Origin of the sequence: Streptomyces sp. NPDC005866 (assembly GCF_040629895.1) — a bacterium.
Classification (GTDB): domain Bacteria; phylum Actinomycetota; class Actinomycetes; order Streptomycetales; family Streptomycetaceae; genus Streptomyces.
Genome location: NZ_JBEXWP010000018.1, coordinates 42,118 through 63,855 on the forward strand (window position 1 = coordinate 42,118; position 21,738 = coordinate 63,855).

The 21,738-nt window shown below is 67.7% G+C and carries 18 protein-coding genes and 1 pseudogene; 12 read left to right on the plus strand and 7 right to left on the minus strand.

The window, feature by feature from the left end; all coding sequences use genetic code 11:
• The first annotated feature begins 4 nt into the window (after positions 1-4).
• The 8 genes from ABZ396_RS25180 to ABZ396_RS25215 all read left to right on the plus strand — a co-directional run bounded on the left by ABZ396_RS25180 (position 5) and on the right by ABZ396_RS25215 (position 9,324).
• Complete coding sequence (locus ABZ396_RS25180; RefSeq protein ID WP_358916280.1) at positions 5-1,072, plus strand: MlaD family protein; 1,068 nt, start codon at positions 5-7, stop codon at positions 1,070-1,072.
• 194 nt (positions 1,073-1,266) lie between these two features.
• Positions 1,267-2,247, plus strand: a complete 981-nt coding sequence (locus tag ABZ396_RS25185) for an MCE family protein (RefSeq protein ID WP_358916478.1) — start codon at positions 1,267-1,269, stop codon at positions 2,245-2,247.
• Complete coding sequence (locus ABZ396_RS25190; protein ID WP_358916279.1) at positions 2,244-3,368, plus strand: MCE family protein; 1,125 nt, start codon at positions 2,244-2,246, stop codon at positions 3,366-3,368. The genes ABZ396_RS25185 and ABZ396_RS25190 overlap by 4 nt, the downstream gene beginning before the upstream one ends.
• A complete protein-coding gene (locus ABZ396_RS25195; protein WP_358916277.1) occupies positions 3,365-4,660 on the plus strand; it encodes an MCE family protein in 1,296 nt (431 codons plus the stop codon). Before ABZ396_RS25190 ends, ABZ396_RS25195 begins: the two co-directional genes overlap by 4 nt.
• Positions 4,657-5,931 carry an MlaD family protein gene (locus ABZ396_RS25200; protein WP_358916275.1) on the plus strand — a complete coding sequence of 425 codons (1,275 nt, stop codon included), beginning with the start codon at positions 4,657-4,659 and terminating at the stop codon, positions 5,929-5,931. The genes ABZ396_RS25195 and ABZ396_RS25200 overlap by 4 nt, the downstream gene beginning before the upstream one ends.
• 20 nt (positions 5,932-5,951) lie before the next feature.
• Positions 5,952-6,473, plus strand: a complete 522-nt coding sequence (locus ABZ396_RS25205; protein ID WP_358916273.1) for a hypothetical protein — start codon at positions 5,952-5,954, stop codon at positions 6,471-6,473.
• A 47-nt stretch (positions 6,474-6,520) separates the two neighbouring features.
• Positions 6,521-7,321, plus strand: a complete 801-nt coding sequence (locus ABZ396_RS25210; protein ID WP_358916271.1) for a hypothetical protein — start codon at positions 6,521-6,523, stop codon at positions 7,319-7,321.
• Between the two features lie 770 nt (positions 7,322-8,091).
• Positions 8,092-9,324 (plus strand): acyl-CoA dehydrogenase family protein, encoded by a 1,233-nt coding sequence (locus ABZ396_RS25215; protein ID WP_358916270.1) that lies wholly within the window; start codon positions 8,092-8,094, stop codon positions 9,322-9,324.
• A gap of 90 nt (positions 9,325-9,414) precedes the next feature.
• On the opposite strand, the gene ABZ396_RS25220 is transcribed toward ABZ396_RS25215, so the two are convergent.
• The 5 genes from ABZ396_RS25220 to ABZ396_RS25240 are packed head-to-tail and all read right to left on the minus strand — an operon-like array spanning position 9,415 to position 13,130.
• Positions 9,415-10,002 (minus strand): GAF domain-containing protein, encoded by a 588-nt coding sequence (locus ABZ396_RS25220; protein WP_358916269.1) that lies wholly within the window; start codon positions 10,000-10,002, stop codon positions 9,415-9,417.
• A 26-nt stretch (positions 10,003-10,028) separates the two neighbouring features.
• A complete protein-coding gene (locus tag ABZ396_RS25225) occupies positions 10,029-10,631 on the minus strand; it encodes an ATP/GTP-binding protein (RefSeq protein WP_358916268.1) in 603 nt (200 codons plus the stop codon).
• The gene (locus ABZ396_RS25230; protein ID WP_358916266.1) at positions 10,609-10,989 is read right to left on the minus strand and encodes a DUF742 domain-containing protein; all 381 of its coding nucleotides are present in this window, start codon (positions 10,987-10,989) and stop codon (positions 10,609-10,611) included. The genes ABZ396_RS25225 and ABZ396_RS25230 overlap by 23 nt, the downstream gene beginning before the upstream one ends.
• Positions 10,986-11,426 carry a roadblock/LC7 domain-containing protein gene (locus tag ABZ396_RS25235; protein ID WP_358916265.1) on the minus strand — a complete coding sequence of 147 codons (441 nt, stop codon included), beginning with the start codon at positions 11,424-11,426 and terminating at the stop codon, positions 10,986-10,988. Before ABZ396_RS25235 ends, ABZ396_RS25230 begins: the two co-directional genes overlap by 4 nt.
• A 39-nt stretch (positions 11,427-11,465) precedes the next feature.
• Positions 11,466-13,130 carry an ATP-binding protein gene (locus tag ABZ396_RS25240; RefSeq protein ID WP_358916263.1) on the minus strand — a complete coding sequence of 555 codons (1,665 nt, stop codon included), beginning with the start codon at positions 13,128-13,130 and terminating at the stop codon, positions 11,466-11,468.
• 1,174 nt (positions 13,131-14,304) lie between these two features.
• Between ABZ396_RS25240 and ABZ396_RS25245 the strand changes: the two genes are divergently transcribed.
• The 3 genes and pseudogenes from ABZ396_RS25245 to ABZ396_RS25255 form a co-directional block, all read left to right on the plus strand.
• The gene (locus tag ABZ396_RS25245) at positions 14,305-15,594 is read left to right on the plus strand and encodes an alkaline phosphatase family protein (RefSeq protein ID WP_358916262.1); all 1,290 of its coding nucleotides are present in this window, start codon (positions 14,305-14,307) and stop codon (positions 15,592-15,594) included.
• The gene (locus ABZ396_RS25250) at positions 15,591-16,712 is read left to right on the plus strand and encodes an alkaline phosphatase family protein (RefSeq protein WP_358916260.1); all 1,122 of its coding nucleotides are present in this window, start codon (positions 15,591-15,593) and stop codon (positions 16,710-16,712) included. Before ABZ396_RS25245 ends, ABZ396_RS25250 begins: the two co-directional genes overlap by 4 nt.
• Before the next feature lie 432 nt (positions 16,713-17,144).
• Positions 17,145-17,252 (plus strand): annotated as a pseudogene (locus ABZ396_RS25255) (ATP-binding protein); the annotation flags it as partial.
• Between the two features lie 1,429 nt (positions 17,253-18,681).
• On the opposite strand, the gene ABZ396_RS25260 reads toward ABZ396_RS25255, so the two are convergent.
• Positions 18,682-19,098: a nuclear transport factor 2 family protein gene (locus ABZ396_RS25260; RefSeq protein WP_358916258.1), complete on the minus strand. Its 417-nt coding sequence runs from the start codon at positions 19,096-19,098 to the stop codon at positions 18,682-18,684.
• A 228-nt stretch (positions 19,099-19,326) separates the two neighbouring features.
• The gene (locus ABZ396_RS25265) at positions 19,327-19,497 is read right to left on the minus strand and encodes a hypothetical protein (RefSeq protein ID WP_358916489.1); all 171 of its coding nucleotides are present in this window, start codon (positions 19,495-19,497) and stop codon (positions 19,327-19,329) included.
• Between the two features lie 605 nt (positions 19,498-20,102).
• On the opposite strand from ABZ396_RS25265, the gene ABZ396_RS25270 reads away from it, so the two are divergent.
• On the plus strand, positions 20,103-21,575 hold the full coding sequence (locus ABZ396_RS25270) for a hypothetical protein (RefSeq protein ID WP_358916256.1): 1,473 nt from the start codon (positions 20,103-20,105) through the stop codon (positions 21,573-21,575).
• Positions 21,576-21,738 lie beyond the last annotated feature (163 nt).

Sequence of the window (21,738 nt, forward strand, 5' to 3'; positions counted from 1 at the left end):
GAAGATGCCGAAGATCCCAAAGGCCCTGCGGACCACGAGGACGTCAGGAGCGCGGCAGGCCGCTGCCCCGCTGATCAAGTTCAGCCTGTTCGCGCTGGTGACGGTCCTGGCGACGGCCCTCCTCGCCGCCACCATCGTCAACATTTCCCTCACCCCCAAGCACACCTATCGCGCGGTGTTCAGCGACGTGACGGGCCTGGAGAAGGGCGACGACATCCGGGTGGCCGGGGTGCGGGTCGGCGAAGTCGAGGGCATCCGGATCAAGGACCGGACACTGGCGGAGGTCACCTTCACAGTCGGCGCGGACCGTCCGCTGCTGAACAGCACCGGCGCGGTGGTCCGCTACCGGAACCTGGTCGGACAGCGTTACGTCGCCCTGACCGAGGGCGCGGGAGACGGCACCCGGCTGAAGCCCGGCGCCACGATCCCGCTGTCGCGCACCCAGCCCGCGCTGGACCTCAACGCGCTGCTGAACGGCTTCAAGCCACTGTTCGCCGCGCTCAGCCCGCACGACGTCAACCAGCTCGCCACCGAGATCATCCGGACCCTCCAGGGCGAGGGCGGCACCGTCAACAGCCTGCTCGTGCACACGGCTTCGCTCACCACGACGCTGGCCGGCCGCGACAAACTGATCGGCTCGGTCATCGACAACCTCAACACCGTGCTGGACACGCTGGACAAACGCGGCACGCGCTTCTCCGGGCTGCTCAAGCAGCTGCGGCGGGTGATTTCCGGACTGTCCGCCGACCGCAAGCCCATCGGACAGTCCCTGGTGGGCATCGGCGACCTGACGGACGCCACCTCGGGGCTGCTCAAGGACGCGCGTCCACCACTGAAGGACGACATCGCCGAGCTGACCGATCTCACCGGAACGCTCAACAAGAACGAGAACACCGTGGAGGGCGTGCTGAAACGGCTGCCTGACAAGCTCAACGAGCTGACGGGGACGGCGTCCTACGGCTCGTGGTTCAACTTCTACCTCTGCGACTTCGACGGCCGGATCGTGCTGCCGAAGACGAAGCAGGTACTCACTCCCGAGCTGCACGTGGCAAGGGCGAGGTGCGGCGCATGACGAAGCACTTCCTTCCACGTAGGACCCGTAAGCGCCGCCCGGAACCGCTGGTCAAGGTCCGCGTCGACCTACCCAAGCTGCCGAAAATGCGGCTCCTGCCACGCCGGGCACCCCGCCCCCACCGCCCGGAACCACTGGTCAAAGTGCGCATCGAACCACCCAAGCTGCCCCGCATACGGATACGCCGCCCGCGCCTGACCCCGTTCCGGGAGCGGAACCCCGTACTGATCGGAGCCGTCGGCCTCACCGTCCTCGGGCTGCTGACCGTGGCCGCGTTCAACGCCGACAGCCTGCCGCTGATCGGCGGCGGCGACACGTACAGCGCGGCCTTCTCGGAGGCGGGCGGCCTCAAGCCCGGCGACGAGGTGCGGATCGCCGGCGTCAAGGTCGGCAAGGTCGAGGACGTCGACCTGGACGGCGACCACGTCAAGGTCACCTTCAAGATCAAGGGCGATCCGGGGTTCGGCACCGAGACGGGCGCCTCGATCCGGGTCAAGACGATCCTCGGCGCGAAGTACCTCGGGCTGCACCCCAAGGGACCGGGGCAACTGAAACCCGGCAGCGAGATACCGCTCAGGCGGACGGTTCCGGCGTACGACGTCGTCCAGGCGTTCAGCGATCTCACCACCACGACGGAGAAGGTCGACACCGACCGGCTGGCGAAGGCCCTGGACACCATCTCCACCACCTTCCAGGACTCGCCGGCCGAGGTACGGGCGTCCATCAAGGGCCTGTCGAAGATCTCCCGGACGGTCGCCTCGCGCGACAAGGCACTGGGCGAACTCCTCGACCACGCGAACGGCGTCACGGGCGTGCTGGCCGGGCACTCCGAGGACTTCACGGCGCTGGTCAAGGACGGCGACCAGCTGTTCAAGGAGATCATCAAGCGGCGCGAGGCGATCCACAAGTTGCTGAAGAGCTCCGCCGCGGTCGGCATCGAGCTCTCCGGCCTGGTCGCGGACAACGACAAGGAGATCGGACCCGCGCTCAAGGGCCTGAACACCGTGGTGCGGATGCTCGAACGCAATCAGTCGAGCCTGGACCGGAGCGTCAAGCTGCTCGCGCCGTACGTCCGGGTCTTCAGCAACACCCTCGGCAACGGCCGCTGGTTCGACAGCTACATCCAGAACCTGGTCGCCGCTCCGGTGGTGCCGCGCACGGGAGGCACCCGGTGAAGAACCTGAAGAAGCGCCTGGCCGTGGTCACCGCACTCGCCCTCGTCGCCACGCTCACCTACGTGCTGTGGCCGCGCTCCGAGTCCGTGCATGTCACCGCGTACTTCCCGCGCACCGTCGGCATCTACCCCGGTTCGGACGTCCGCGTCCTCGGCGTCCGGATCGGCGAGGTCGAGAAGATCACGCCGGAGGGCGACCGGGTGCGGGTGGACCTGAAGTACGACGAAGGCCGCAAGGTACCGGCGGACGCCAAGGCCGCGATCATCAACTCCTCGGTGGTCAGCGACCGTTATGTGCAGCTGCTGCCGGTGTACCGGAAGGGCCCGCTGCTACAAGACGGTGCCGTCATCCCCGAGACACGCACGGCCGTGCCGGTCGAACTGGACCGCATCTTCGACAGTCTGCACACGACGGCCGACGCGCTCGGCCCCCAGGGCGCCAACCAGGACGGCTCGCTGTCACGGTTGCTCGGGGTGAGCTCGGACAACCTCGACGGCCAGGGCGAGAACCTCAATCAGACGGTCGAGGACCTCTCGCAGGCCGTCACCACACTGTCCGACGGCCGCAGGGACCTCTTCGGCACGGTACGCAACCTGCAGGTGTTCACGGCGGCGCTCGCCGCCGACGACAAGAGCGTGCGGTCCTTCAACACCAGCCTCGCCAAGGTCGCCGAGCAGCTCGCGGGCGAGCGCAAGGATCTCGCGGACGCGCTCAAGAACCTGGGGACGGCGCTCGGCGATGTCTCCGCCTTCGTGAAGAACAACAAGAAGTCGCTGACCTCGAACGTGAAGGGCCTCAGCAAGGTGACCAAGGTGCTCGTCACCCAACGGGCCGCACTGGCCGAGCTGTTGGAGGTCGCTCCCACGGGTCTGTCGAACCTGAACAACGCCTACAACCCGTCCGCGGGCACCCTCGACACCCGCAACAACGCGCAGCAGGCACAGGATCCGGCCTCGCTGCTGTGCTCCGTACTGAAGACGACGGGCGACGAAGGCGGCAAGAACCCCCACTGCAAGGAGCTGAAACAGCTCTTCGACTCCCTGCCGAAGGTGCCTGAGGGCTCCGCGGTGACGGGAACGGTCGACCGCACGCTCGGCGGAATTCTGGGGGCGAGCGCATGAACGCTCTGCGCAAGGTCGGGGCGGTCGCGTGGGCCGCGGCTGGCGCTCTGCTGCTGTCAGGCTGCGAGTTCAACGGCTGGTACGACGTCCCGCTACCCGGCGGAGCCGCCGCCGACGGCCACGCATACCACGTCACCGTCGAGTTCCGCGACGTCCTCGACCTGGTGCCGCAATCGGCGGTGAAGGTCAACAACGTCACTGTGGGCGCGGTCGAGAAGGTGGAGCTGAACGGCTGGCACGCGCGCGTACGGCTGCGGGTCGCCGACTCGGTGAAGCTGCCCGCCAACGCGGTCGCCGAGCTGCGGCAGACCAGCATGCTCGGAGAGAAGTACGTCGCGCTCTCCGCCCCGCCCGGCACGGCCCCCGTGGGCCGGCTCGGCGACGGCGACCGCATCCCGCTGTCCCGCAGCGGCCGCAACCCGGAGATCGAAGAGGTGTTGTCCGCACTGTCCGCGCTCCTCAACGGCGGCGGAGTGGCCCAGCTCAAGACGATCACCGTGGAGCTGAACAAGGCCCTGGGCGGCCGGGAGAACCGGGTCAGGTCGCTGCTCAAGGAGCTGAACACGTTCATCGGCGGCCTGGACGACCAGCGCAAGGACATCGTCCACGCGCTCAAGGCCGTCGACCGGCTCGCGGGGCGGCTCGGCAAGGAGAAGAAGACGATCGCCCAGGCCGTCGACACGATGCCGCCGGCCCTGAAGGTCCTCGCCGACCAACGGCGCGATCTGACGAGGATGCTCACCGCCCTGTCCGATCTGGGCAAGAGCGGCACCAAGGTGGTCAACGCCTCGCACGACGACACGGTCGCGAACCTCAAGCAGCTGCGGCCGATCCTGCGGCAGCTGAACAAGGCGGGCGACGATCTGCCCAACTCCCTTGAACTGCTGACCACTTACCCGTTCCCGCGCAACACGGCGGACGCCGTCAAGGGGGACTACGTCAACCTCCACATCACGGCCGACCTCGATCTGTCGGACCTCTACGGGAATGTGACGGCCGGCAACTCCGGCCAAGGCAACGGCGATTCCAAGAAGCCCGAGACTCCCGGCGCTCCCGACGTACCGGGTCTCCCCGACTTGCCGAGCGTTCCGGCACCCACCGCGCTGCCGAGCACACCGAGTGTGCCGACCCCCTCCGTCCCACCCGCCCCGTCGGTCCCGTCGGGCGGCGGCGGTCCGCTGTGCCCGCCGGTGTGCACCAGCAGCCACACGACCGACACAACCGACGCGGACCTGCCCGAGGGGATAAACCTCGCGCTCGCAGAACTGATGCTGAAAGGGGTCCAGCCGTGATCACACCAACGGTCAAGGCCCAACTCCTAGCCTTCGCCACCCTCACCGCCATCGGTGTGTCGTACGTCGGCGCCGAGTACACGGGCCTGGTGGACAAGGTCCTGGGCAGCGGCTACACCGTGCAGGCGGACTTCGCCGACTCCGGGGGCATTTTCCCTGGCGCCGAGGTCACCTACCGTGGGGTACCGGTGGGCCGCGTCGGCACGCTGCGGCTGACCGGTTCCGACGGGGTCTCGGTCTCCCTCGACATCAAGGACGACGCGCCGCGCATCCCGGCGGACACCCTCGCCGTGGTGGCGAACCGTTCGGCGGTGGGCGAGCAGTACGTCGACCTGCAGCCGCGCAGGTCGAGCGGACCGTATCTCCTCGACGGCAGCGCCATCCCGCGCACCAGCACCCGCGTGCCACTGCCCACCACGGACCTGGTCCTCAGCCTGGACAGACTGGTGAACTCGGTCGACAAGGCCGACCTGAGGATCACCGTCGACGAGTTGGGCAAGGCCTTCTCCGGCACCGGCCCGAACCTGAGCCGCCTCGTGGACTCGGGAAACGCGCTCGTGGAGTCGGCGTCCGACTCACTCCCCCAGACGATCTCGCTCATCGAGGACTCGCGGAAGGTCCTCAAGACACAGGCCGACCAAGGATCATCCATCAAGTCGTTCGCGCACGATCTGGCGGCGCTCAGCGCACAGCTGAAGTCGAGCGACGGGGACCTGCGCAAGCTGATCGGCAACGCGACTCCGGCCGCACAGCAGGTGAACTCGCTGCTGAAGTCCACCGGGCCACGGCTGTCGGTCCTGCTGGCCAACCTGATCAGCGGCGGCCAGGTCACGCTGGCCCGCCTGCCCGGCGTGGAGCAGTCCCTGGTCACCTTCCCGGCGCTGGTCGCGGGCAGCTACACGGTCGTCCCGGGCGACGGCACCACCCACTTCGGCCTGGTGGTGAACGCCGACGACCCGCCGCCGTGCACCCAGGGGTACGGGACGGCGCGGCGTGACCCGGCGGACACCAGCAGGCGTGAGGCGAACACCGACGCGCGCTGTACGGCCCCGCGCGGAAGCAAGACGTCGGTACGGGGCGCGCAGAACGCCCCCGCGTCGACCGCTTCAGGCGGTGCGAACCAGACGGCGTACATCACGCCGTACGACCCGGAGACCGGCACCGCAACCGGCCCGGACGGAAGGCCCGTCGAGATCGGCTCGACGGGCGGCCAACAGGCGGTGTTCGGAAAGGAGTCGTGGCAATGGCTGCTAGTCGGACCGATGGCGTGAGCAGGGTCACGGGCGGGGTCATGAGCAGGGCCCTGTCGGGCAGGTCGTGGACGAGCAAGGCCTGGTCGGGCAGGGCATGGTCGACGGGGCTCGCCGTGGCGACCGTCCTCACCACCGCACTGACCATCTGGCTGAGCCTCAGCTTCTACGGCCAGCACGAGACGGAGCAGCGCCGCCAGGACATCCTGGCCGCGGCCCGCCAGTCGGCGCTGAACTTCACCTCGCTCGACTACCGGCACTACGACCGGGACAGCGCGAATGTCCTCAAGGGCGCCACCGGCGACTTCAAGAAGCAGTTCGCCGCGCAGACCGACCAGCTGACCAAGCTCGTCGCCGCGAACAAGTCCGTATCCGAGGGCCAGGTCCTCGACGCGGGCATCGTCCGCTCCGACGCGCACTCGGCCCGCGTCCTGGTGGTCGCCGACAGCAAGGTGACCAACACCGCCGCGCCCAAGGGCGAGGCGCGAACCTATCGGCTGCAGCTCGACCTGGTGCACCGCGGCGGCCGCTGGCTGACCTCGGACGTCGAGTTCGTCGGCTGACGGAGCCTGACCGCCGTACCACCCATGAGGACATGAGGAGTAAGACCGTGGCGAAGACGACCACCCGAGGCAGCCGCTCCGGCCCAGGCACCCGGCGCACCATGACCGCGGCCGCCCGCGCGGCGGCCAAACGCGCGGAGCGCGGCCACCACGAGCCGGACCCGTCGACCGACATCGACGAGGACGCCCCGGGGCGCCCCGAGGCGCAGCACGCCGGCCGCACCGTCCTCATCGAGCCCCCGCAGGAGGACGGCTGGGACGATCCGCCCGAGCCCTCGCCGGAATCCTTCGAGAAGGACGGGCCGCAGGAGGAGGGCGAGCCGGGCCACGGTGCGGCCACGCGGCCCGGTAGGCGGGGGCTGCTCACCGCGGTCCTGTGCGTCCTGCTAGTGGCGGCCCTGGTAGCGGCCGCCATGCTCGGGTGGCGGTACCGGGAGGGCCTACTGGCCGATCAGGCACGCGGGCAGGCACTCACGGCCGCGCAGCAGTCAGCACCCGTCGTCCTGTCGTACAACTACCGGCACCTGGACCGCGACTTCGCGACGGCCGGCGCCCGGCTCACCGGACACTTCCGCGACGAGTACCGCAAGACCACCACTACGGTGGTCGGACCGACGGCCAGGAAGTACCACGGCGTGGTGAAGGCAACGGTCGCGCAGCCCACCGGCGGCTCCCCGGCGGCCTCCGTGATCTCGGCGTCACCGGACCGTGCCGTGGTCCTCCTCTTCGTCAACCAGGTGACCACAAGCATTCAGGTCTCGGGCTCCCGCGTCGACCTGAACCGGGTGCGGATGACGCTGACCCGCACGTCCGACGGCTGGAAGGTGAGCGGCGTGGACGCGCTCTGACATCTACTTCTCCCCGGAGCCCCCTGGCTGGGCCATCCCTCGCCCTTCCCCTACGGCGAGCACACCAGCACCTCATCACATGTTGGGAGTGTCGTGTCTTTCAGGACAGTCCCGGGGCTGGTGCAGGTTCACGTAGGACGACGAAGGCGAGCCCCTCCGCGTCGTGGCGTTCGGCTGTCGTCCAGCCTGCGCCCAGCAGGTCGAGCTCGTCTTCGCTGGTGCAGACCGCCCGCAAGTCCCATTTCGAGTCGTTCGAGCCTTGCCGTCTTCAGAGGTGTCGGCCCGGCTGGCGTAGCAATACCAGGCGCCGGCGGCGTGGTCAGTGGCCGGGCAGTAAGCATGCCCACAGGCCACCTTTATATCCGTGCCCCTGTGATGTTGGCTGAACTGCGCTTGATGGGTGGTAAACGCCGTTCGGCGGCAGGCTCTTATCGGACAGCGGGTGGGTGACTGATTGCGGTGCCGCTCAACTGTGCGCTCCACCGGCAAGTGCCTGGTGGCGGCCCTGTGCCGTTTCCGGGCGGCCCCAGTTCGCGCTTGCGTCGCTTCGCCCCCACTGACCCTGGGCCCGAACAAGTGCTCTACCACGTCGCACAGTTGGGGTCACTGCGCAAGACGCAGTGTTTGAGTCAAACATCGCTGACGATCTTGGCCGAGAAGGATTGATAGGGCGACAATCGTACAGACAGTCTGCCTGGAGGCGGAGAACCACTGCCCGAAGGACGTCCCCCCATATCGGAGGGGATGTGGAGCAGCGCGGAGGAGGGGTTGTGCAGCGGTACTTCACCAAGCCCTGGCACGAGGATCTGCGGCAGCGTGTCCGGGAGTTCGCCGAACGCGAGGTACGGCCTCGGATAGCGGAGATGGAGGCCTCCAAGGTCGTAGCGCACGAGGTGTCGTGGCTGATTGCCCGGCAGGGCTGGATCGGGGTCACTATCGACCGGGCCTACGGCGGCATGGGGGCGGGGCATCTCGCCAAGACAATCATCATCGAGGAACTTGCCCGGGTGAGCGGAGCCATGGGCGCCATGGTGCAGGCAAGCCAACTCGGCGTAGCCAAGATCCTTCATTTTGGCAACGATGTCCAAAAGAGAACGTGGCTGCCGCGGATCGCCTCTGGGGACTGCCTGCCGACCATCGCGACAACCGAGGAGCAATCAGGCGGGCACGTTCTTGGCATGGCCACTACCGCCGTACGCGACGGCGACGACTACGTGCTCAACGGCCACAAAGTCTTCGTCGGCAATTCGCACGTGGCCGACCTGCACGGCGTTGTCGTCCGCACCGGTGAGGGATCCAAGGGGTTGTCGGCGTTCCTCGTCGAGCAGGACCGTCCGGGGCTCTCGCTCGCCGAACACCAGCCCGCCATGGGGCTGCACGGCTTCAGCTTCGGCAAGCTGATCTTCGACAACTGCCGCGTACCGGCGGCGAATCTCCTTGGGGCCGAGGGCCAGGGCCTGGCCGTGGCGTATTCCTCAAGTGTGCTCTACGGCAGGCCCAACCTGACCGCGGTCAGTCTCGGCATCCACACTGCAGTCGTCGAGGAGACGACCGCCTTGTGTATCGAGCGTGAGCGATACGGCAAACCGCTCGGCGAGCTGAGCAACATCAAACTCAAGCTGGGCTTGATGCAGCACCGCTTGATGACCGCCCGGCTGGCCGCCTACCATGCCGTTCATCGCCTGGACCATGGCCAGCCGTGCGACGCGGAGCTGATGAGCGCCAAGTTTTTGAACGTCGAGTCCGCCCGAGACTCGGCCCGCGACAGCATGGACATTCACGCTGCGAGCGGCCTGTTCACCGATCGCCCCGTGGAGCGCTATCTGCGGGACGCGGAGCACATCTACGCTCCGGCCGGCACATCCGACATCCAGCTCCTGCGCCTGGCCGAACATGCGCTGGGTACGGCCAAGGGCCAGTGGTCCGAGCGCCTGGCTGACCTGGTCCGGACTGAGCCGACAGACCACCTGGACGCGGAGCGGTTGGAGACCACTGCGGTGTAAAAAGGGGGAGCCACGGACACAGCGCCGTGCCCGCGGCTCCCGCCTCGCATCTTCATGGGCCTTCCGCCGAGGGCGGCAGCCCGGCCTCGCTCAGAGCTGGCCTCGCTCCTCAATTTCGCGCAGGCGGTCGACCATCTGCTGGGCGAAGGACTTGATGGTTTCCAGGCCCTCCCGCCCCCACGGCGTGGGCTCGGGGGCAATGGCGCAGACTGTGCCCAGAGCGACTCCCGTGTTCCAGTCGATCAGCGGTGCACCCACGTACGAGCGGATGCCCAGCTCGTCAATGACGGGGTTTCCGGCGAACTTCCGGTACGCAAAGACGTCCTCCAGCACCAGCGCCTTACGCCGCACCACGACGTGCGGGCACCAGCCGTGATCACGCGCCATCACCCGGTCGTCGTCCTGCTTTGGTCCCAGTTCCACGCCCGGCTGTCCGTCCGCAGGCGTGAAGAGACCGGCGAAGTACTGCCGCTCCGTGTCGATGAAATTCACCATGGCGTACGGGGCGCCGAGGGTGCGAGCCAGATCGCGGGCGAACGCGTCGAATTCCGGGACGGGGGCATTCCCGACGCCGATCGTGCGCAAGCGCTCTACCCGAGCGGGTGCGTCCGTGTCCTCGGGTGTCACCAGCATCTGGGCGGTCGGGTCGTATTGCGTGTACGGGATGGGCGCGGACATGCGAACTCCTTCGGCGGCGGCGTGCGTCAGTGCAGCGGGGAGGGCTCCGCGGGCGACATGCCGGGAGCGGTGACGAGCAGGTGCTCTACGAGCGCGATGAGCACGTTGGTGCTGGAATTGCACTGCCGGGCGTCGCACAGCACGACGAGTACATCGGGCTTGAGGGCGAGCGCGGCGCGGACCTCGTCGGGCTCGTAGTGGTAAGCGCCGTCGAACTGGTTGACGGCCACCACGAAGCTGATGCCGCGCCGCTCGAAGAAGTCGACAGCGGCGAAGCACGAGTCGAGCCTGCGGGTGTCGGCGAGCACCACCGCGCCCAGCGCCCCGTTGGACAGTTCGTCCCACATGAACCAGAACCGTTCCTGGCCCGGCGTGCCGAAGAGGTAGAGGACGTGATCCCGGCTGAGAGTGATGCGGCCGAAGTCCATGGCGACGGTGGTCGTCGTCTTCTCCTCGATGCCCACCAGGCTGTCCGTGCGGGCGCTGACCTGGGTCAGCAACTCCTCGGTACTCAGTGGGGCGATCTCGCTGACTGCCCCGACGAAGGTGGTCTTGCCGACCCCGAATCCTCCGGCGACAAGGATCTTCAGGGCAGTGGGAAAGGGCTCAGAGCCGCTTTCGAAGGCCATGGAGCACCGCCTCCAGGATTTTTCGGTCGGTTGGGGACGCCGGCTCGATGGGGCGGGGCGCCTGTGTGGTCAGCGCTTTGTGCCCTACGAGGTCGGACAGCAGAACTTTGGCGATGGTGGCCGGAACCCGTAGATGTGCGGCGACCTCGGCCACCGAGATGGGGCGGGCTCCACACAGATCGAGGACCTGGTCGTAGTCCGGGCCGAGATAGGTCCTCGGCCGCATACCGGTGGCCATCACGAGGCTGAGAAGGTCGAAATGCGCTGTGGGGCGGGTGCGGCCATTGCTGACGGTGTAGGGCCGGACCAACCGTCCGGCCTCATCGTCGAGCCACGCCCCTCCCTGCGCGTCCGTCATCCTCGGTGCCCCGCAGCATGCACGGCGCCGGGCGCCTGGTGCCTGGCCCTGGCAGGTGTAGCGAGGGCCGGGCGGACCTGCTTGACCAGCATCGCCATCTCGTAGCCGAGCACGGCCGCGTCGGCCTCACGACCGGCCATCACCGCCAAGCAGGCGCCGGAGCCCGCTGCGGACACGAAGAGAAGGGCGGTATCCAGCTCTACTACCACCTGACGCACATCAGCCCCCTCGGCGAAGCGGACACCAGCACTGCGGGCGAGTGAGTACATTCCGGAAGCCAGTGCGGCCATGTGGTCGGCGTCGTCGCGAGTGAGCCCCTCGACAGCCTTCCTTAGACCGTCCCCGGACAGCAGAAGAGCGCTACGGGTATGTGGAACCCTCTCGACGAGGCCTTTCAAGAGCCAGTCGAGGTTCTGGGTCTGCGTGTCGCTCACCATGGTGCGTCTTTCTCCTCAGGGGACGTGTGAGATCGGCGGTTAGCGAGGGTCTTCAGCGGGGCCATCTGCGGGTGCCTCATCAGCGAGGCTGAAACCTCGCTGGAAGGCCGCCATCAGACCCGGATCGTGCTCCTCCTCCGGCATGCCCCCCGTCATGCGTGCGGTGGGCGCATCCCTGAGCTGCGGCGCCAGGTGCTCCTGTGCCTGACGCTGCGGCAGCGGCGGCCGCCCGATGCGGGAATCTCTCTCGTACGGCCCGGGATCGTGGGCTGCCGGCCGCTGGACTGGCCCTGCCTGCCGCTGGGTCTGCTGCTCCGATCGTGGCGCTGATGCAGCCACCGGCTGACCCTGAGGCATCGCACGCCGCTGGGTCTGCTGCTCCGATCGTGGCGCTGATGCAGCCACCGGCTGACCCTGAGGCATCGGACGCTGCTGGGTCTGCTGCTCCGATCGTGGCGCTGATGCAGCCACCGGCTGACCCTGAGGCATCGGACGCCGCTGAGGCATCGGCTCCGCTGTATCCAGCGACGGGGGTACGTACCCCGCGTCGGGTCCCGCCTGCAGAGCGGGAGGCTGAGGAGCAGCAGACGGCAGGGGCCGGGCTGCCTCGACAGCCGCCTGGAGCGGCACCTCGGTGGACTCGTCACCGACAAGCCCATGCGGCAGGACCAGGACCGCCTGGATGCCACCGAAGATGTTGCTCTGGAGCCGGACCGCGATGCCGTGGCGGCGGGCCAGCTCGGAGACCACATACAGGCCGATACGGCCGTCCACGAGGAGTTTGCTGAGGTCGATGCGGTCAGGCTGGGTGAGCAGGGAATTGAGCCGCGCCTGCTCCTCTGGGGAAATACCCAGGCCGCGGTCCTCCACCTCGACGGCCAGCCCTGCCGTTACTCTCTGGGCTCGCAGCAGCACCTGGGTGCTCGGATCGCTGAACGAGGTCGCATTTTCCAACAGCTCCGCCAGCAGATGGATGACGTCTGCGACCGCGTGGCCGCGCAACGAACCCTCGATCGGCGGCACCAGCTTCACACGGGAGTAGTGCTCGACCTCGGAGATCGAAGACCGCAGCACCTCCATCAGGGTTACTGGGCGGGTCCATTGGCGGCGGGACACGGAGCCGCCGAGGACCGCGACGTTCTCCGCGTGCCGGCGGATGCGAGTCGCCATGTGGTCGACGTGGAAGAGGCCATTCAGCAGCTCGGGATCCTCAACCTCGTTCTCCAGCGCCTCAAGCCTGCTGAGCTGGCGGTGGGCGAGCGACTGAAGGCGCCGGGCGAGGTTGACGAAGACCTCGACCCTTTCCTCGGTACCCGGATCGCTGCCCTGGATGAGCTGCACGGCATGCGCGAAGGCAGCCCTGACCTCGAACTGGGCGAGACTGATTTCAGAGGCGAGACGGCTGTAGCTGCTGATCTCGTTGGGGGCGTGCTGCGCGAACAGGGGCTGCTCCACGCGTTCTCCCCGCTCGAGCGCGACCGCCATCGCCTGAACTTCACTACGGCCCCTGGCAACGGTGTGCAGCAAGGAGGTATAGCGCCCGGCCAATTGCCGCCCCTCGGCTGTGGCGGCGCGTGCGGCGCCGATCAGCACGCTGGCGCCAAGAACGGCGGCGGCGGCGAGGACGCCCCAGGTGGCTGCATCGGCCGAGCCGGCCTGAGCCCGCAGAACGTAGATGACGAGAGCGGCCCCGAGCACTGCCATGAAGGCTGCTGGAAGGACCGCGAGGCGCACCATCCCGGAGCGGGCGGCGGAAGCTGTCGTCTCATCCTGTGCTGGCGGCCTGCCGTGCCTGCCTCGTGCCGGGCCCGCAGCGGCCGTTGAACCTGTTTCCGGACGCGCTGCATATGCCGGAGATTCAGACATGAGAGTCCTCTCGATCAGCCCGGGGGTACACAGCGGTACACCGCCGACCTAACCGTCAACTCGGGTACTTGGACGGACAGTTAATAGCACCGTCACCCTACGCCAAGCTCATCGGTGTGCAGTAATCACATCACAGCACTGATCATCACAAAACGGTCGGCCTGACCTGCTGAAACGATTTCTCCGTCCCCCAAGGCGGGGAAGCGATCGCTCATATCCTTCGTCCTCTGCGAGCCCGCCGCTCTGCGTGTCACCAAACCTCTACTCAACGGCCATGCTGCATCCACCCTTGACTCCGGGCTGACGGGTGCCCGAACTCGCCGAGGCCGCAGTGGTCAGTCTGGCTCCATGAGGGTCTGCACAAGGGTCTGCCGCACAACGCTCCGTTTGTGCGAAGTGTCCTGTTCGAAAACTCGGTCGAAATGCCAGTCGGGCCCCGGTGCCGCGCGGCATGTGGAGAAGCTGTCCTCAAGTCGTGTGCGCGCCCGCATGGATGCGCAGTCTGCTCGTTCAACCTCTCGGGTGTGTACGCCGGTTGGTTGGATGCCCGGCGTGCTCCGTGCTTTCATCCTCTTCGCCGCTGGGGCCGCGCGAACGTCTCCAGAAAATGGGTGGCGCGCGCCTGCGGCCGAGACCCGCCATTTGTCTCCAGCGGGGCTCTGCCAGGGGCTTCACATGCTTGTTCACCCGCCGTCGAGCGATCTCCAGCCGTCCCGTGGTGCCCGAGGGTTACTTCGCATCGGGCTGCACGAGAAAGGGACACGGAGATGGCGCCGGCCGGCCGTCACACCCTCAGTGGCCTGGGTTGGATCGGATGAGAGGCTGCGCGAGCGAGGCACCATCCGCGACCGCTGGGCCAGAGGCCTGGCTGCGATCGGGCAGCGGTATTGCGGCCACGGACCGTGACGCCCGGCGGAGACCGTGTAATGCCGCACAGAATGCCCGGTGAACTTCGACGGAAGCATCAATCGGACTATTACCCTCCGGTACATGGGGTTGCTATAAGTCCCCCGTGGACATCTCCCGCAGAAGACTGATCGCCGGGGCCGCGGCCGCGGCCGCAATCGCCCCCTTCGCCACCGAAGGTCTGGCCGACGCCGGTCAGACCCCCCGCTCCGCACAGAAGGCGCCTTCCCTTCCGGCGCCTGAGGACTCAGGTATCGACCACATCGTGGTCGTCATGATGGAGAACCGTTCCTTCGACCACTACCTGGGCTGGCTGCCGGGCGCCGACGGCAAGCAGGCCGGGCTGACGTACACCGACCGCGACGGGGTCGCCCACTCCACCCACCACCTGGACACTGCCCAGGGCTGCCAGTACAACGACCCGGACCACAGCTACGAAGGCGGCCGGATCGAGTACAACGACGGCCGCTGCGACGGCTGGCTGCGCGCCGGTACGAACGACGACTTCTCCGTCGGCTACTACCTGCCCGAGGACCTCGACTTCTACGGCAAGGCCGCCCCGGCCTGGACGGTCTGCGACCGCTACTTCTCGGCGATCATGGCCGAGACGTACCCCAACCGCTTCTACCAGCATGCCGCGCAGACCGACCGCATCCACAACTCCACGGACACCTCGGCGCTCACCACCATCTGGGACCGCCTCGCCGATGCGGGCACGCACGGCAAGTACTACTTCTACGACGTACCGTTCACCGCCCTGTGGGGCACCAAGCACCTCGACATCTCGCACCCGTACCCGGAGTTCCTCGCCGACTGCGCCGCCGGCACCCTGCCCCAGGTCTCCTTCGTCGACCCCAAGTTCCTGGACGAGGGCAGCGGCACCTCAGCCGACGACCACCCGCACGCCGACATCCGCGCCGGGCAGCACTTCCTCAACGAGGTCTACCACGCCGTCACCACCGGCCCCGCCTGGGAACGGACCCTCCTGGTCATCAACTACGACGAGTGGGGCGGCTTCTTCGACCACGTGGCGCCCACCACCGCCCCCGACGCCCGCCCCGAGTGGGGCCTGCGCGGCTTCCGGACGCCGTGCCTGGTGATCTCCCCGCGCGCGAAGCGGGGCCATGTCGCGCACGGCGTCTACGACCACACCTCGGTCCTCAAGGCGATCGAGTGGCGCTGGAACCTCCCTGCCCTCACTCCCCGGGACGCCGCGGCGAACAACATCGTCGAAGTGCTCGACTTCACCAACGCGCCCAGCCTCGACGCCCCGCAGTGGTCCGTACCCGCCGTCGCCGGCCTGCCCTGCCTGCCAGCCGTGCTGCCCGACTACGAGCAGTGGCACGCGCTGCGCGACCTCGCCCTGTCCCTCGGATGGAAGCTCCCGACAACATGAAGCACCGTCTCATCCGCGGCAGGCGCCGCCTGATGATTCTCGCCGCCGCGTTCACCGCCTTCGTGGCCGGCGGCGGCGGCACGCTGCTGGCGATGCAGGCCGAGGCCGCGCCCGCCGCAGGACCGGGCCACGTGTTCGTGGTCAATCTCGAGAACAAGGGGTACGACGAGACCTGGGGCCCGGGCTCCAAGGCGCCGTACCTCAGCCAGACGCTTCGGCAGAAGGGCGTGCTGCTGTCGCAGTACTACGGCATCGGCCACAACAGCCTGGACAACTACATCGCGCAAGTGTCCGGCCAAGCCCCGAACCTGGACACCCAGTCCGACTGCCAGGCCTTCGCGCCGTTCGTCCAGACCGGCACAGTCGAGCCGGGCCAGGCGGTCGGCCGGGGCTGCGTCTACCCCTCCGGCGTGAAGACGCTGGCCGACCAGATGGATGCCGCGGGGCACACCTGGAAGGGCTACATGGAGGACATGGGCACCCCGTGCCGCCACCCCGCCAGCGGCGCGGTGGACGACACTCAGCAGGCGAAGGCCGGTGACCAGTACGCCACCCGGCACAACCCGTTCATGTACTTCCACTCGATCATCGACCAGCAGGACAGCTGCGCCGAGCACGTCGTCGACCTCTCCGCGCTCACGTCGGACCTGTACAGCAGCACGACGACCCCTGAGCTGGGCTACATCACGCCCAACCTGTGCGACGACGGCCACGACGCCCCGTGCGTGGACGGCCGTCCGGGCGGGCTGGTCTCCGCCGATGCGTGGCTGAAGAAGTGGGTTCCGGTCATCACCTCGTCCCCGGCCTTCAAGAAGGACGGCATGCTGGTGATCACCTTCGACGAGTCGGACGGCCCGCAGGAGGACGCCAGCGCCTGCTGCGGCGAGGGCCCGGCCCCGAACGCCCCGCTGCCCGGCATCACCGGCCTCGGCGGCGGCCGTACGGGTGCGCTCGTGCTCTCCCCCTTCACCAAGGGCGGCACTTGGAGCACCACGCCGTACAACCACTACTCGCTGCTCGCCAGCATCGAGGACCGGTTCTCACTGCCCTACCTGGGCTACGCCGGGCAGACGGGCCTCAGGCGCTTCGGCACCGACGTGTTCAACGCCGGGACCTGACGGCATGGTCCGCACCGGCCGTGCAGTGCACGGCCGTGGGCGGGGAACTCGAGGATGAGCGGGGAGCCGGTGCCGTGAACCGGTTGCCTGTCCGTGCGCGCCGCAGGTCCTCAGCCGCCGCCGACGGTCCCTGCCCGGGGACGCCATCCGTCGGATCACCGGGCGCCGGGCGTCCCTCCCTCTACGTAAACAGCTTGCTCTCTGATGGGGCGGGGGAGGGGGTTGAGGGTGTGGAGACGACGTTGCTGGCCGACCGGTACAGCCTGGCCGAGCGGCTCGGCAGCGGGGGCATGGGGCAGGTGTGGGCGGGCTGGGACACCGCCCTGGGCCGACACGTGGTCATCACGCTGCTGACCGCGCCGACAAACGATCCGGCCGTCGGGCAGCCCTTCATGGACGAGGCACAAGCAGCGGCACGGACACGGGCCCGTGGCGCCGGTCGACCGGCTCATGCACCACGCTCACATCGTCGTCACCCAGGGTGACCACTACTCGCTCACCCAGGCCACCAGCGGACAGGGAGTGAAGCCCTTCAGCTGACCCACACCGACCCGAGGGCGGGGAATTATCCGGCCGCCGGCGGGGACGACTCGACGGCCGCCGGCGGGGCGAACTCCTGGCCGCCCAGGGGGAGAACTTGACGGCCGTTGACAGCCGACCGGCCGGGGTCGGCGACATTTAGCCCCTGGCCCTGACGCCTACGCTCCAGGCACCCGGGCGGGAGAGTGACGGCCCCGGCCTGGGTGCCTCCCGACGTCAGACCCATATACGTGATCACGGACAACCTCTGTGCCTGTACCGTCTGCAAGTTCTGTCGGCGTACGCGGGACCCCGCAACGTTGAAGGCCTGGGCGCCCTGCCACGTGTTGGGCGCCCAGGCCGGCCTTTCGACAGGGGCAGACCCGTCACGGGGGGAACTGAGCCTGCCCCTGCACGCCGGCGCCCGCGAGACTCCCCCCGGAGTGCAGGCGCCCTGACCCCGCACGGGGGTCACTCTCCTCAGCGGCCGGTGCGACTGGAGTGTCACGGGTGACGACAGATGCCTACAGGGGCAACACCTCTATGAAGTCGTCCACTTGTGTACGTCGCAACATGGCCACATCTCCTCCATGTCAGCCCCGCGTGGCGGCACAACGCGCCGGGTGCGTTTCTTTCTGAGTGACCAGCCCGACGGCCTCTACCAACGGCCGCTCAACGCTCGCAAGCCCGTACCGTGTGGAGGCAGGCGTCCCCATCACGGCTCGACCGGACGAAAGAGAGACCTGCCAGAGTCGCCACTCTGGATCCGAACCGGTCAACTCGGGTCAGTTGAGGGAAGTTGAGAGGTCGATACCTCTGACTGCCTCTGAGCGACCCGGTTCGAACCGGGTCGCTCAGAGCGATTTCCGGGGCGGCTGGCGCCGTTCGACGAGCTGACGCTCGACGACTTCCGCTGGGTGTTCGACATCAATGTCCACGGTGTCCTGCACGGCATGAAGGCGTTCCTCCCCGCGCTCAGTGAAGTTCGTCGTCCATGGGCACGTGACCTCCCGGACGCTCCGCCGGTCACGACGGCGACGCGCCCGCTGAAATCCCTGATCCCGGGCGTACGGCTAACTCCTTTGCGTGAGATGTCTCGTGGGGGCCGAGGGCCGAGGGGCGGCAACGTCCCGACCGCGCCGCCGGACGGCGGCGCAGGCCGGTAGCCAGAGCACAGGACCCGTCCGCCCACGGCGGGACACCCCGATCAGGCAGGCCGGAGCAGACGCTTGAGCTTGGCCGGTGGTGTGGGGTGGTTGACGGCCATGACCGTGTGGCGCACGTCGGAGCCGGGCCAGAAGGGCGAGACCGGTCCTCAGGTCACGAGGGCCTCCGTGCGGTGAGGATTCGACACCTCCACCACACACGGAGGCCCTCGCCATGATCAAGCCCAGCAAGCGTTAACAACGCTCGTGATCAATACAGCTAGGACCAGGCGAGACGTGCCTGGTCAGCCGGGCTTTGTCATCCCGCCCAAGGGAGTACGGCGTGGCGACACCTTGCGACGGCTGATCCGCCAGCCGTCAGCCGTGTGCACGACGGTGTCGTCGTAGGAGACGGAACCACAGGAGCCGTCCGCCTTGATGCCCAGCCCTTTGGATCGGACCTGTACCCCTCCGTCTGCCGACGCCGTTATGACGACGTTGGTGACGTGATGCGCGACGGGGTTGGCGGTCCCCAGCGCCCATGCCGCCTCTCGGATGGCCGCCACCCCGGAGAGCGGCTCCTGGCCGAAGTCGGTGAGGTCGTAGACAACATCGGAGGTGAACAACTCCTCCAACCGGTGCAGGCTTCCTTCGTCGACAAGATGACCATGCAACGAGACCAGTTCGGTGATGGCCAAGCGATCTTCAAGAGCGAGTGACACACGCGTCCTCTCCGGCCCGGCGAGGAAAGGCCAGGCCGAGCGTCGATCCATCGTCAGCACAACACCACACCGCTGAACACCGCAACCAGTTCAGGTGTGTTCGGCGAGACAAACGCCATGCTCTCTCGATCGTCCACTACCCCCGTTCAGCCTGCCACCGACTTGCACACATGCGTCCTGCCACCGGCAGCCGAAGCACGTCTTACGGGACAGCCCTCAGACGGTGTCCTATGTGGTGAGGCGGAGCAGTCGCTTGTAGCGGCAGATGGCTGCGGCGAGGCCGAGAAAGGCAAGGTAGATGATCGCTGCGAACAGCGTCTGATCAGGCGTGTCCTGCGTTCCGCCGCCCTGTGGCCGCACCTTCGACGGTGGAATCAGCGGCTCGGCGATCTCCCGCAAGCCGTCCGGAACAATCCAACTCCACGTACCCCGCCGCGTAGACAGCCCAACGAGCGACCACCACATAGGGCACCGTCTAAGCGTGACAGTGACTGAACTGATCTGTCCCGGAAATCTCTGCCGGGCACCGCCGCCCGCCGCCGAATCCGAAAGGCGGCGGAGCCTCGGTTCCGTCCCCGGTGCGGTATGGCACAGCTGACGCCTGTCGGCATCCTGGCGTGGTCCACAGGAGGTCTGCACGGCCGCGCAGTTGACCGTCGTTCGAGACGGGCCATCCGAGTGAAATCCTCCAGTCGAGGTGATAGTGTCCAAAATGTCTGCTAGGTCCCTTGATGACTCGACGCCGATTCAGGCGACCGGCGGCCATCGGTCACGTGTCGGGAATGCGGGTTTACGTTCGGAGGCGGTGACCGCGGCGCCGCGATGACAGGCGCCGCTCTCGGCAGCGGCCTTTGGTGAACGCAGCGACCAGCCCCTGCCGCAACCTCTCGCGCCACGCGGCACAGACCCCACAAGCCAAGCCCGGCGGCAGCTTTCGACGCGGGTAATCCGGGGCCGGCGATGTGACCACAAGGAAAGGAGTGGTCATGCCTACGAAGCCCAACTTGGCCCTGGCGACCGTGGCCGCGCTCGTGTGCGCGTCGATCGCTGGTGGGACGACGAGCAGAACGCAGGAACCTTCTCCCCCAGGACATGGCGGGCTGATCCAAGCCCCGGCGCTGCCCGGGGCGCAGTCGATCTCCGGGAACGACCGGGTGTACACCGCCGACCAGGTTTCCAACACGGTCAGTGTCATCAACCCGGCGACGAACACGGTGCTGGGCACGATTGCTTTTGGCCAGCCGCGGTTGAGCCCCAGCAAGGACGTGCTGGGGGCGATGTATAACGGGCAGATCGACGTGCACGGCCTGGGCTTTTCCCGGGACGGAAAGTGGCTCGACGTGATCGACGTGACCACCAACGCCGTCCATGTCATTGACACCGCAACCAACAAAGTAGTGAGCACCGTGTACCTCGGCCGGGCGCCGCACGAGGGATTCTTCTCGCCGGACGGCACCCGGCTGTGGGTGGCCGTGCGCGGCCAGGATTACGTATCGGTGATCGACTGGCGGGCCGGTAAAGAGGTCGACCGGATCCACACCGAGGACGGGCCTTCCAAGGTGTTCTTCAGCCCCGACGGCAAACTCGCCTACGTCAACCACCTGCGCGCCCAGGTGCTGGACGTGATCGATGTGGCCTCCCACCAGGTCATCAGGCGTGTGCCGATCCCCGCCGAGGCGGGTGGGTCCTCCGACGAGGCCGTCTCACCCGACGGCAGGGAGATCTGGCTCGGCATGCCCACCAACGGCCGGACTACCGCTGTGCTCAATGCACGCACCTACCGTGTGGAGGCGGTACTGCGCACGGGGCCGCGCACCAACCACCCCAACTTCGTCACGGTCGGCGGCGTCGACTACGCCTACCAGACCGTGGGCGGAACGAACGAGACCTTGGTGTACCGCCGGTCGCACGACGGTAAGCCGCCGGTCTTGGTCAAGACCATCCACAACCACGGCCACGGTTCCCACGGCATCTGGCCGAGCCCCGACAACACCAGGATCTACGTCGCCCTGCAGAACTCCGACGCGGTCGACGTCATCGACACGCGCACGATGTCGGTGATCAAGACCCTTCGCATCGGCCAGTCGCCGATGGCGCTGGTGTACGTCGCGCGCAGCACTTCGGCGGCCAGCACGCAGAACCTGGGCCGGCAAGGTCTGGGCATGCCCACGAAGAACCTTCCCCTGCGCGTCCTCGATAGCTCCGGCCAGGGCGCGGTCCTGGTCCGGGCACTCCCAGGCATCGACGAAGTCACCGTCGGAGCCACTGGGCTGCCACCCAACAAGCAATTCACCGCCTATGCCAGCGACGGCAAACGCACTACCGCACTGATGACCACGATGAGCAACCAGTTCGGCAACATCGACGAAGACCTGTCCTACTCGTACTTCTTCGCCAACCACTACACCTCCGTCATCCTCAAGCCTGGAACTCCGCCCGGCGAGCAGCCGCCGGCCCCGGCAACTCCCATGGCATGACCGACCAAGGGGCAGCGCCTCACCGGTGGGCCTCGGGGCTTGGACGACCCCACCCTGTGCCATGTCGACGCCTATGGCCACCCGGTCCTCGACCCCATCGAGCAGGTGCGCCGCTACTGCGAATACCTCGTTTCAACGGGGCGGTGGCCGAACGTGCGGCTGT